9 protein-coding genes are annotated in these 12,651 nt (G+C 62.6%); 5 read left to right on the top strand and 4 right to left on the bottom strand.

Features of this window, described 5'->3' with window-relative positions:
- Window positions 1-4: 4 nt before the first annotated feature.
- Entirely contained in the window at window positions 5-1,291 is a 1,287-nt protein-coding gene (locus MNR02_RS14020; protein ID WP_241947227.1) for an FAD-binding oxidoreductase, read from the bottom strand.
- 91 nt (window positions 1,292-1,382) lie between these two features.
- A complete protein-coding gene (locus MNR02_RS14015) occupies window positions 1,383-2,822 on the bottom strand; it encodes a glutamine synthetase family protein (RefSeq protein WP_241600534.1) in 1,440 nt (479 codons plus the stop codon).
- 166 nt (window positions 2,823-2,988) lie between these two features.
- Here MNR02_RS14015 and MNR02_RS14010 point away from each other — a divergent pair, with 166 nt between their 5' ends.
- From MNR02_RS14010 to MNR02_RS13995, 4 genes are all read left to right on the top strand, one after another.
- Window positions 2,989-4,170, top strand: coding sequence for an NAD(P)/FAD-dependent oxidoreductase (locus MNR02_RS14010; RefSeq protein ID WP_241947226.1), 1,182 nt, complete (start codon window positions 2,989-2,991; stop codon window positions 4,168-4,170).
- Window positions 4,171-4,326: 156 nt separating this feature from the next.
- Window positions 4,327-4,464, top strand: a complete 138-nt coding sequence (locus MNR02_RS14005) for a hypothetical protein (protein WP_241947225.1) — start codon at window positions 4,327-4,329, stop codon at window positions 4,462-4,464.
- A 236-nt stretch (window positions 4,465-4,700) separates the two neighbouring features.
- The gene (locus MNR02_RS14000) at window positions 4,701-7,229 is read left to right on the top strand and encodes a methyl-accepting chemotaxis protein (RefSeq protein ID WP_241600540.1); all 2,529 of its coding nucleotides are present in this window, start codon (window positions 4,701-4,703) and stop codon (window positions 7,227-7,229) included.
- Between the two features lie 144 nt (window positions 7,230-7,373).
- Complete coding sequence (locus MNR02_RS13995) at window positions 7,374-9,221, top strand: methyl-accepting chemotaxis protein (protein ID WP_241947224.1); 1,848 nt, start codon at window positions 7,374-7,376, stop codon at window positions 9,219-9,221.
- Window positions 9,222-9,345: 124 nt separating this feature from the next.
- Here MNR02_RS13995 and MNR02_RS13990 read toward each other — a convergent pair whose 3' ends face one another.
- A complete protein-coding gene (locus MNR02_RS13990) occupies window positions 9,346-9,585 on the bottom strand; it encodes a hypothetical protein (RefSeq protein ID WP_069059911.1) in 240 nt (79 codons plus the stop codon).
- A gap of 49 nt (window positions 9,586-9,634) precedes the next feature.
- Window positions 9,635-10,924: an isocitrate lyase gene (gene aceA / locus MNR02_RS13985; RefSeq protein WP_241600545.1), complete on the bottom strand. Its 1,290-nt coding sequence runs from the start codon at window positions 10,922-10,924 to the stop codon at window positions 9,635-9,637.
- A gap of 219 nt (window positions 10,925-11,143) precedes the next feature.
- On the opposite strand from aceA, the gene MNR02_RS13980 reads away from it, so the two are divergent.
- Entirely contained in the window at window positions 11,144-12,559 is a 1,416-nt protein-coding gene (locus MNR02_RS13980; RefSeq protein WP_241947223.1) for a short-chain fatty acyl-CoA regulator family protein, read from the top strand.
- Window positions 12,560-12,651: the final 92 nt, after the last annotated feature.

Below are 12,651 nucleotides of genomic sequence, written 5' to 3'. Positions count from 1 at the left end.
TCGATCAGAGCTTGTCGCGTAGCGCGTACCACGTCATGGCGAGGAACAGAAGCGGCGAGCGGAACCGCGAGCCTCCGGGAAAGGCCGGGATTTTCAGGGCCTTCAACTGGTCGAGCTCCGCGCTGCCGCCGGTCACGTCCTCCGCGTAGAGCTTGCCACAGTAGTTTGACAGCATGACGCCATGGCCCGAATAGCCGCCGATCGTGGTGATGCCGGGCATGACATCGCGCACATAGGGTTTGCGCGGCATGGTGATGCCGACGGATCCGCCCCAGGCATGGGTAAGCTCTATGCCCTCGAGTTCGGGATAGACCTCCTCGATCTGCCGGCGGATGGGCGGTGTCATGTCGTCCGGGTTGTCGGAGGTATAGGCCTCGCGTCCGCCGAACAACAGGCGACCGTCGCGCGTCTTGCGGAAGTAACGGACGACGAAGCGCGTGTCGGCGATGGATTCCCCGCCCGGAATGATCGACGGGAACTTCCCGAGCGGCACGGTCGCGCCGATGAAGGAGCGGATCGGCATGACATGCGCCGCCGTCTTCGGCTCCAGATTGCCGATATAGGCATTGCAGGCGATCAGGGCCCTGTCGGCCCGGATGGTGCCGCGCGCCGTCGTGATCACCGCTTTTCCTCCGGCCCGCTCGATCTTGAGGGCAGGGGTCCTTTCATGAAGATTGGCACCCGCCTCATGCGCCGCCCGTGCGATGCCGACGATGAGCTTCATGGGATGAATATGGCCGGTGCCGGTGTCGCGGATGCCGAAGAAGAAGCGCTTCGAGCCCACGCGCTCCTCGGTTTCGGCGTGGTCCATGAAGTGCATGTGCGGATAGCCGAAGCGGGTCGCAGCGATCTCGATATGATCGCGGAAGTCCTTTTCGTAGCTTGCCTTGTGGCTCACATTGAGCTGGCCGGGCATGTACTCAATGTCGAGATTCCGGGCAGCGGCGAAATCGTGGATGTGCTTCTTGGCGTTTTCCGCAAGATCGAACAGGGCTCTGGCGCGCTCGTAGCCGAGTTCGGCTTCCAGTTCCTCCGCCTCGGCACGCTGGCCGGTGCCGAGCTGGCCGCCGTTGCGGCCGGACGCACCGTCGCCGAAGCGGTGCGCCTCGATGAGCGTCACGCGCACGCCCTTTAGGGCGAGGTTATAGGCGGCCTGAAGGCCGGTGAAGCCGCCGCCGACAATGGCGACATCTGTCTCCACCGAGCCGTCGAGGGGCTCATATTCGGGGCGGTCTCCAACGCTTGCTTCATACCAGGAGACGCCGGGTGAAATCGGGCTTTGCCAGGGCATAACGCACACTCATAGGGCAAGAGGCTGCGGCGGCGCACCGGGGCGCCGGCCGCTTCTCGGAAGGTTACAGGCGGCCCGGACCGCCGGCCGCTCAGACGTTGAGCAGCAGGAACTCGCGTTCCCAGGGGCTGATCACCTGCATGAAGGTCTCGAACTCGCCGCGCTTGACGCCGGCATAGAGCCCGATGAACTCCGCGCTGAGAACATCCGCCAGTGCGGGATCGGATTCGAGCAGCGACACGGCCTCAAGCAGGCCGCGCGGCAGATCGATCGTACCCTCGTTGGCGGTATCCTCCGTGGGAGGACTCGGTTCGATCTCGTTCATGATGCCGAGCAGGCCGCAGCCGAGCGATGCCGCGAGCGCGAGATACGGATTGGCATCCGATCCCGGCAGGCGGTTTTCGATACGGCGGGCGGCCGCGTCCGAAACCGGCACGCGGAAGGCCGTGGTGCGGTTGTCGTACCCCCAGGCATTGTTGACCGGTGCAGACATGTCGGGCGTCAGCCGGCGATAGGAATTCACATAGGGCGCCATCATGACAAGCGTCTTCGGCACATAGGCCTGCATGCCGCCAATGAAATGGAAGAACTCCTTCGAGGGCGATCCATCCGTATTGGAGAAGACGTTCCTGCCCGTGTCGAGCTCCACCACCGACTGGTGGATGTGCATGGCCGACCCGGCCTGACCCTGCATGGGCTTGGCCATGAAGGTGGCGTAGATGCCGTGCTTCAGCGCCGCCTCGCGGATCGTGCGCTTGAACAGGAAAACCTGGTCGGCCAGTTCGATGGGGTCGCCGTGGCGCAGGTTGATTTCAAGCTGCGCGGGGCCTTCCTCGTGGATCAGCGTGTCGATCTCGAGGCCTTGCTTTTCCGAGAAGTGATAGATGTCGTCGATCAGTTCGTCGAATTCGTTGATGCCGGCAATGGAATAGCCCTGTCCGCCCTGGATGGCGCGGCCGGAGCGGCCCTTCGGCGGATGCAACGGATAATCCGGGTCATCGTTGACGGCAACGAGATAGAACTCGATCTCGGGCGCGACGACCGGCTTCCAGCCGCGCTCGCGGTACATCTGCACGACGTTCTTCAAAACGTTGCGCGGCGTATAGGGCACGTTCTCGCCCGTCGATCCGACGATGTCGCAGATCACCTGCGCGGTCGGATCGCTTTCCCAAGGCACCACGGAAAGGGTGGAAAGATCCGGCACCAGCTTGAGGTCGCTGTCGCGCGGCTCATAACGGAAATTGCCGGTTTCCTCGGGATAGTCGCCGGAGATCGTGTGGCGATACAGCGCCGACGGCAGCGCCAGCGACGTGTTCGAGGTGAATTTCGACGATGGCATCATCTTGCCGCGCGGTACGCCCGCGAGATCCGGCGTGATGCATTCGATGTCTTCAATGCCGCGGGCACGAAGCCAGTCTGCGGCGTCCTTCCAGGTCTTTACTCCGCGGGGCACGCTGATGGCGGGAGGGATTTTCGTGGAGCGTGCTGCTTTCTCTATGGTGGGCGTAACGACTTTCTTCCTGGACGGCATGAGACACCGGGGTTGGTTGATGATGCGTCATCATAGACACAGATTGATGCTTGGCTAGCTCCCCCCTGTGGGTGGAAAGGACGATTCCCATCCTATTTCCCATTTTCCTCCCCGGATTGACATTCTTCGGCTATGGCCGAATGAGAGGGGAAAAGAGGATTTCAACGTGGCAGAGCGGCGGGACGTCGTCATTATCGGGGCCGGCGCGGCAGGCATGATGTGCGCCATCGAGGCGGGCAGGCGCGGGCGCCGTGTGCTCGTTCTCGACCATGCGAAGGCGCCGGGCGAGAAGATCCGGATTTCCGGTGGCGGTCGCTGCAACTTCACCAACATCCATGCCGGCCCGAAGAATTTCCTGTCGGCCAACCCGCATTTTCCCAAGTCGGCGCTCGCCCGCTATACGCCGCGCGATTTCCTCGATCTCGTCGAGCGGCACCGCATCGCCTGGCATGAGAAGACGCTCGGTCAGCTCTTCTGCGACAATTCGGCAAAGGACATCATCGCCATGCTGCTGACCGAGATGAAGGCTGCAGGCGTCGAACTCAGGCTTTCCGTGCCGATCGGCGACATCGCGCATGACGGGACGTCTTTCCGCGTATCGACGGAGCAAGGTGCTGTCGAAGCGGCCTCTCTTGTTGTTGCCACGGGCGGAAAATCCATTCCGAAAATGGGCGCCACGGGATTTGCCTATCGTGTCGCCGAGCAGTTCGGGCTGCCCGTCACCGAAACCCGTGCCGGCCTTGTGCCGCTGATGCTCGATCCCGCCACACTTGCCGCGCATGAGGGCTTGCCCGGCGTCGCGGTCGACGTGGCGGCACGCCATGGCAAGACCGAGTTTCGCGAGGCTGCACTCTTCACCCATCGCGGGCTGAGCGGCCCGGCCATCCTGCAAATCTCCTCCTATTGGCGTGAGGGTGAGGAGATCGGCCTGCATATTCGCCCCGATCTCGACTTTGCCGCGATCATCGTCTCTGCCCGCAAGCAGAACGGCCGGCAGGCGGTGCAGACGGTCCTTGCCGAGCATATTCCGAAGAAGCTCGCGCAACTGATCGTAACCGATCTTGGCATCGATGGTCCGCTCGCCGAACTTTCCGGAAAGCGGACCGATGCGCTGGTGCAAAAGCTGCGCGACTGGCGGTTCCGGCCGCCGGCCTCGGAAGGCTATCGCACGGCGGAGGTCACGCTCGGCGGCATCGACACGGCCGCGCTCGATTCCCGCAGCATGGTGGCCAAGGCGGTGCCGGGGCTCTATTTCATCGGCGAAGCGGTGGATGTTACCGGCTGGCTCGGCGGCTACAATTTCCAATGGGCCTGGGCTTCCGGCCATGCCGCGGGTCAGGAAGCGTAATTCCGTGCCGCTCTTTACTGTCCGTTAAGACCTCGGGGCGGATGCTCTCGAAATGTCGGCGTTTCCCGCCTTTCGGGATGGGAGACAACATGATGTGGGCCGGCAGACCGGATCATCCGCGTTGCCTGTTGTTTCCAAGTAACGGAGTATCGCCGCATGCCTGCCAGACGCCGCCCCGCCCGCGCCATCGCCATTGCCGCAACGGAAGAAATCCGCCGCCGTCTTCTGGCGATCGGCGTCAATTGCGCGCTCGCTGCCCTTCTGGTCGCGGCACTCGCGCTCATCGCCCTTTGACGTTCAAGCCGGGATAAATCGGTTTAAAAAGTCAGGGAATTTTAAAGATTGCCGTCGATGATCTCTGGATAGGGTTCCGGAAGCCGCGTCCCATGATGGATGTATGCGGCTGGCAATGAATGCTCCCCCGGATACGCGGCATTGCAGCCGCATGAAGTCGGTAATCCGGCGTCCGAATCCTGGGGAGGCTCTGAAAGCGAGCAGGGGTGGAGCACGCCGACAATGGATGTTCCGCCATGTTTATTGATCGCATTCTTGCCCGTTTCAAAATCCAGACCAAGGTTCTGGTCTTTATCCTGCCGTTCGTACTGAGCATTTGCGCCGTCGGCTTCACCGGCCTTTATGCCACCGGCCTGCTTCAGGGCCGCATGGAGATTTCCAACAGCGTCCTCCAGTCGCTCAGCGGCTTCAAGGACGTCTATGCCAGCATGAACCGCTTCCTGCAGGATACCAGCAAGGAGACCCGTGATGAGGTCAACCAGCGCCTGAAGGCGCAGGTTACGCTGCTGCGCCAGACCATGGACGGCCTGACACCCGATGTCGATGCCTCCAAACTGCTCGACGCCCAGAAGCAGACCAAGGACATCGAGGCGCGCATGGAGGGTCTGTGGCTTCTCTATACCCGCGAGACCCGTCTGCATGATGCAATGGGCAAGAGCCTCAATTACCTTGCCGCCGAACAGATCAAGATTCTCGAGGAGGCGACCAAGCTGCAGCGGTCTGTCCGTCAGGACGAGAATAGCGCAAAGAGCATGCTGCGCGAGGCGGACCGCCTGACGAATGCAAGCCGGTTCTTTGCCGATTTCCTCAGCGATGTCACCAAGGCCGCAACGCCGGATGACAAGCTGAAGATAGTCAAGGAGCGTTACCCGCTCATTTCCAAGACCGAACGCTCGATTGCGGCCATCCTACCGAAGAATCAGAAAGTCGTGTCCACAACCATCCGCACGACAATCGACGAACTGGGCGGCTACCTGACCTCGAGCGATCCGGCCGATGTCACGATTCCCGAGATCGGGCGCCGCATCAACCGCTTCCGCCAGATCGCCATCCAGCTTCAGGGCGGCGCGGTTGAGAAGATGCGCGAAGCGACCCGCATTTTCGGCGAGCTCGACGAGCCGATCATCAAGTCGGAAGCGGTGCTGTCCGCCACGCGCAAGCTGGTCAACTCGATCTATGACGTCGAAATCATCGCCGCCCGTTTCCTCGGCGACACCTCCGAGGAAAACCGCACCAAACTTCTGGCCTCGCTCTCCATCGTGACGAGCGAGATCGCCACCCTGCGCGGCAGCGCCAACGGCCTGGCCTTCTTCGACGCTGTCGGGGAAGCGGTGACACCCGTCATAGACAAGATCGCTGCCGACAGCGCCACGCTGGTCAAGATCAGTACCCAGCGCACGACCGATTTCGATGTGGCCGGCCAGTCCATCGACAGCATCTGGAACCTGCTCAGCCAGTTTGCCGAGGAGCAGAAGACCAGCGCCGGCTCGGAGCGCGAGAAGGCCAATCAGGTCTCGGTTCTGGCGACCGTCGTCGGCGCGGCCATCGCCGTGCTCGCCGGCATCGCGCTGGTGCTGACGCTGAAGGGGCCGATCGGGCAGATCACCGGCGCCATGCGCCGACTGGCCGACGGTTTCCTCGATACTGGAATATCCGGCCAGAGCCGCGCCGACGAAATCGGCGACATGGCCCGTGCCCTCGGTGTCTTCAAGGAAAACGCCCTGTCCAAGATCCGTGTCGAGGCCGAAAGCGAGCAGCAGCGCGCCGAGGCTGAGGCCGAGCGCCGGCGCAATGACGCCGATAAGCAGGCCATGGATCAACAGATCGACTTCGCGGTCAACGCGCTCGCCGCCGGCCTTGGCCGCCTGGCGCAGGGCGACCTGTCGCGCCAGATCGAGACGCCGTTCTCCGGTCGCCTCGAGCAGCTGCGCCAGGACTTCAACGTCTCGCTCGTGCGCCTTCAGGATACGCTCGGCCAGATCCGCAACAATGCCCTGTCGATCCAGCGCAGCGGCGCCGACATGCTGCATTCGGCCGATGCGCTTTCCAAGCGTACCGAATCGCAGGCTTCATCGCTGGAAGAGACCGCGGCCGCCGTCGAGCAGATCACCGCGACCGTGCGGTCCTCCGCCGAGCGGGCGCATGAGGCGAACCTCGTCGTCGGCGCCACCAAGCGCAGCGCCGACAATTCCGCCGGCGTCGTCAGCAACGCCATAGACGCGATGGGACGTATCGAGGGGGCTTCGCGCCAGATCGAGCAGATCATCGAGGTCATCGACGATATCGCGTTCCAGACCAACCTTCTGGCCCTCAATGCCGGTATCGAGGCTGCGCGTGCTGGCGAGGCGGGCAAGGGCTTCGCCGTTGTCGCGCAGGAGGTGCGGGAGCTGGCGCAGCGTTCGGCGAGTGCCGCGCGCGAAATCAAGGTGCTCATCGAGAAATCGACGAGCGAGGTGAATGCGGGCTCGCATCTCGTGCAGGAGACCGGCGCCGTGCTTGCCGCGATCAGCCAGCAGATCGTCACCGTTAGCCACCATGTGGACATGATGGCGACGGCAAGCCGCGATCAAGCCGCCGCACTCCAGGAGGTCAACGGCTCCGTCAACCAGATGGACCAGATGACCCAGCAGAACGCCTCGATGGTCGACGTCACGACGGCGGCAAGCCGAAAGCTCGCGGGTGAAGCCGACACGCTGATGATGCTGGTCGAGCAATTCCGCCTCGAAGCGGAAGAGCACGATCAGAACGCCTACCGCGCGGCCTGATACTTCCGCCGTTAACTAAGAAAAGGCCTGGGTTTCCAGGCCTTTTTTATGCGTAGACGTCCCGATTTGCAGGATGTTGCGGCGGATTTTCAGTTTTTCTTATACGTTTGATTTTTATCATTTCGGGACAACAGGAGCCCGACAATGAGCAAGGTATTCCGATCTTCGATCGCCTATCAGTATGCGGCGATGACCTTCGCCTTCATCTTTCTCAGTGCCGCCGTCATCGTTGGCGTCATGCACTACAATCTCAGAAACTATGTGCTTCAGGATGCGGCTAACGACGCCCATGACGCCACCCGCAACATGGCCGTTCTCTACGATGCCGTTGTCGAAGGGGCTTCCATGGAGCTGAAGGACGGCGCGCTTGCGGCCGTGAAGAGCGAGGCGATGCCGGAGCTTGCGAACCACGATCTCGTCGATCGCACCGCCAGTTCCATCGCCGGAGTTGCGACCGTTTTTGCCAAGCAGGGAACGGACTATGTCCGCATCTCGACAAACGTGAAGAAGGAAGACGGCAGCCGAGCGACGGACACGAAACTGGCTGCCGAGCATCCGGCTCAGGCCGCGCTTGCCAAGGGCGCGCCATATTTCGGCCCCGCGCAGCTTTTTGGTCGCGACTTCATGACCGGGTACTTCCCGGTCAAGAATGCAGCCGGTGCCAATGTCGGATTGCTTTTCATCGGCATTCCGATGGAGGTCTATTTCCAGAAGATCCACGACCTGCAGCTTCGCGCGATCATCGCGGGCGGCGTTTCCATGCTGCTCTTCGGCTGTCTCGCCTATGTCGCCGTGCGCCGGGCGACGCGCCCGCTGCGCTCGCTGATCGGTGCGGTCGGCGCGATTGCGCAAGGGCGCCTCGACACGGATATTCCCTGCCGGAACAAGGCCAATGAGTTTGGCCAGATTGCGCGTGCGCTGGAAGTTTTCCGCGAAAATGCGCAGCGCCGGATCGAGATGGAGGCTGTCGCCCAGCGTCAGAATGAAGAGGCGGCAGCCGAGCGCGAAAAGGTGGATACGGAAAAGCGCGACACGGACCGGCAGATCGATTTCGCCGTCAACCAGCTCGCAGCAGGCCTCGGTCGTCTCGCGCAGGGCGATCTTTCCGAGACGATCGACGTGCCGTTTGCCGGCCGGCTTGAACAGCTGCGGCAGGACTTCAACGATTCCCTGTCGCGCCTGCAAGGCACACTCGGCAGCATTCGCGCCAACGCGACTGCGATCCAGTCCAGCGGTGCCGAGATGCGCCGGTCTGCCGACGACCTGTCGCGTCGCACGGAATCCCAGGCTGCCTCGCTTGAGGAGACTGCTGCGGCCGTGGACGAGATCACCGTCACCGTCCGCTCCTCCGCCGAACGCGCGCAGGAGGCCAACAGCCGGGTCGCCGAAACCAAAGCGAGCGCCGACAGCTCCAGTGCCGTGGTCACCAGCGCGATCGAAGCGATGGGGCGGATCGAAGAGGCCTCGCGGAAGATCGAGCAGATCATCGAAGTGATCGATGACATCGCCTTCCAGACGAACCTGCTTGCCCTCAATGCCGGCATCGAGGCCGCACGGGCGGGTGAAGCCGGCAAGGGCTTTGCGGTCGTCGCACAGGAGGTGCGAGAACTGGCGCAGCGCTCGGCAGAGGCGGCCAAGGAAATCAAAGGCCTCATCGACAAGTCGACGCAGGAAGTCAGCACGGGAGCAAGTCTGGTGCAGGAAACAGGCGCGGTCCTTGCTGCGATCAGCCGCCAGATCGTCGGCATCAGCGACCACGTCGCGCTGATTGCGACGGCCAGCCGGGATCAGTCCGCAGCACTGCAGGAGGTCAACGGTTCCGTCAACCAGATGGACCAGATGACCCAGCAGAACGCGTCCATGGTGGAATCGACGACGAGCGCAAGCCGTCATCTTGCAGGTCAGGCGGACGAGCTGATGGCACTGATCGGCCAGTTTCGTTTTGAGGCGGGAGAGCGCGATTCCGGGGGGCGGACAGCCCGCGCGGCCTGAGCGTGCCGGGCCACGTTTCTGAAGGGAACGCCAACCCCTTTGCCTCCCTCATCCAATCCCGCCCTGAAACGAAAATCCCCGGCGCAGGGAACGCCGGGGATTTTCCTTGACTGGATTATGCCTGTCAGCCGCGACCCTGCGTCACGATAACCGGGATCAGCAGGTCGCCCCAGTTGCCCTCGCCGCCATGGTGACGGGCGGAGCGGACGAGCTCCACAGACACGCCGGCCTCGACCGCCTTCATGACGGACTGGTTGAGGCGGTGCAGGTCGTTGGCGACCATGCGGATCATGGCCTGCTGATCGGAGGTCATGGCGGACGCCTGTTCTTCAGCACGTTCCTTGACGCGGGTCTGGACTGTCATGGCATTTCTCCTCTTGTAATCAGGGGTTCTTGAAAGGTGGTGGTCTGGCTTACTCGGCGGCCGGGCGGAATTGCTCGTGCTCGGTCGATTCATGCATGGCGGTGGTCGAGGACTGGCCGCCGGTGATGGCCATGGAGACGGCATCGAAGTAGCCGGTGCCGACTTCGCGCTGGTGCTTGGTTGCGGTGTAGCCGTTGATCTCGGCCGCGAATTCCGCTTCCTGCAGCTCGGAATAGGCCGCCATCTGGCGCTCCTTGTAGCCGCGGGCCAGTTCGAACATGCCGTAGTTCAGCTGGTGGAAGCCGGCAAGCGTGATGAACTGGAACTTGTAGCCCATCGCGCCCAGCTCGCGCTGGAACTTGGCGATCGTCGCGTCGTCCAGGTTCTTCTTCCAGTTGAACGAGGGCGAGCAATTGTAGGCAAGCAGCTTGCCCGGATGCGCCTTGTGCACGGCTTCGGCGAACTTGCGGGCCTGGTCGAGGTCCGGCTTGCCTGTCTCCATCCAGATCAGGTCGCAGTGCGGCGCGTAGGAAATGGCGCGCGCGATGCAGGGTTCGATGCCGTTCTTGACCTGGTAGAAACCTTCGACCGTACGCCCCTTGTCCTTGTCGACGAAAGGCTGGTCGCGCTCGTCGATGTCGGAGGTGAGAAGCTTGGCTGCCTCGGCGTCGGTGCGGGCGACGATCAGCGTCGGCACGCCCATGACGTCGGCGGCAAGGCGCGCGGCATCGAGGTTGCGGATATGGGCGGCGGTCGGGATCAGAACCTTGCCGCCGAGATGGCCGCACTTCTTTTCCGACGCCAGCTGGTCCTCAAAGTGAACGCCGGCGGCACCCGCCTCAATGAAGGCCTTCATGATCTCGAAGGCGTTGAGCGGGCCGCCGAAACCGGCTTCCGCATCGGCAACGATCGGGGCGAACCAGGTGTCGACCGAAAGGCCATTGCCCTCGGCGGTCTCGATCTGGTCGGCGCGCTGCAAGGTGCGATTGATGCGCTTGGCAAGCTCCGGTGCCGCATTGGCCGGGTAGAGCGACTGGTCGGGATACATGGCGGACGCGGTATTGGCGTCGGCAGCGACCTGCCAGCCGGAGAGATAGATCGCTTTCAGCCCGGCGCGGACCATCTGCATGGCCTGATTGCCCGAGAGCGCACCAAGTGCGTTGACGAAATCTTCCTCGTGAATGAGCTTCCACAAGCGGTTCGCACCGTTTTCAGCCAGCGTATGGCGGATCTGGACGGAGCCGCGCAGCTTCTCGGCCGTCTCGGCCGTATAGGGGCGTTCGATGCCATCGAACCGGCCCTTGGGGGCGCTGGGAACAAGGTTGTAAAAATCAGTCATAGTATCCTCCAATGCGATGTTGTCAGGACCGGGCGGCGGCTCCTTGATGCCCGATTTCATGTGACAGTATTTACATCGCAGCGCACAATCCGGCGAGGAAAATCCGATAAATCAGCCTGAAAATCGAGTAATGATGTGTTGTCTTTGACAAAGGGGCGCTGTAAAAAAGTAAAGATTGTAAAACCTAATACGTAGGTGTGCATGTAAAGGATTTGACATATGGCAGAGAACAAGATCTTTGCAGGCCCCAAGGTCCGGCGTATCCGCAATACGCTCGGCCTAACCCAGACGGCGATGGCCGAAGGGCTCTCGATCTCGCCGTCCTATCTCAACCTTATCGAGCGCAACCAGCGTCCGCTGACGGTGCAGCTTCTTTTGCGTCTTGCCTCCGTCTACAAGGTCGATCTCGATGAACTCCAGGGCGAAAGCGCGGGCAATGCGCGCCAGTTGCGCGAGGTCTTCGCCGATCCGCTGCTGGCCGGCGAACTGCCCGGAGACCAGGAGCTTCTGGAGATCGCGGACGCGGCGCCGAATGTGGCGAGCGGCATCCTCAAGCTCTACCGCGCCTATCGCGAGCAGGCCGCGCGCCTCACGGATCTCGCGGACATGCTCGCCCGCGAGGGGCGCGCCACCATGCTCGCCGGCACTCTGCTGCCGATGGACGAGGTGCGCGACAAGCTGGAAAATCGCCCGAATTATTTTGGCGCGATAGATGAGGCAGCCGAGAGGTTCCATGCCGCACTCGCACCCGGCGACGAGCTGACCGTCGCCCTTAAAGGATGGCTGCGCAAGGAGCACGGCGTCGTGGTGCGTCTTCTGCCTGTCCATGCCATGCCGACGCTGCGCCGCCGCTTCGACCGGCACTCCATGCGCCTCTTCCTGTCGGAGCGCCTCTCGCCTTTCGACCAGCTGCGCGAGATCGCCATGGAAACGGTGCAGCTGGCGCTTCAGGACGAAGTCTTCGCCGAACTTGATCTGCTTGCCTTCTCCACGGCGGAGGCGAAACGCATCGCGCGCTTCGAGCTGGCGCGCTACGCGGCCCATGCCCTGATGATGCCCTATGAGGCCTTTCACGCCGCGGCACAGCGCGTGCGTTATGATATAGACGTGCTGCGGTCGCGCTTCGGCGTGTCCTACGAGCAGGCGGCAAACCGCCTGACCATGCTCCAGCGGCCGGGCAGGGCCGGTGTGCCATTCTTCATGCTGGAGATCGACAATGCCGGCCATCGGTTCCGTCGTGCCGGCGCACAGGGCTTTCCCCAGGCCCGTTTCGGCGGGGACTGTCCCAAGCTTGGCGTGCACGCGGCCTTCGCGCAGCCGGGCCAAATACTCGTCGATCGCGTGGAAATGCCTGATGGTGCCGCATTCCTCGCCGTCTCCCGCACGCTGGAGGGGCCGCAGGGCGCGTTTGCCGAGCGTGTGCGCCGCACGGCGCTGCTCATTGGCTGCGACGCGGCCCATGCGGACGAGACGGTGTATGCAGAAGCGGTGCGGTGGGAGGGTGCCGTGCCTGTCGGCGCCGCCTGCCGGCTGTGCGAGCGGCAGGGCTGTCTCGCCCGCGCCGAGCCGCCGGTCACGCGCCCGCTCGGGCTCGACGAAATGGTGGCGGGCCTCAGCCTTTTCGACTTCCAGTAAGTTTTAACTTGATTTCCTGCGGATATGCGGGTGAGATATGATAGAAATGGGAACAATGTGATATAAAAATTCGTCGGGCCTTTACGTAGAAT

This window comes from Shinella sp. H4-D48 (assembly GCF_022637395.1).
In the GTDB taxonomy this organism is placed as follows: Bacteria; Pseudomonadota; Alphaproteobacteria; order Rhizobiales; family Rhizobiaceae; genus Shinella; species Shinella sedimenti.
Note: the sequence above shows the minus strand (reverse complement) of the source record. Positions and strands in the feature narration are given on the sequence as shown.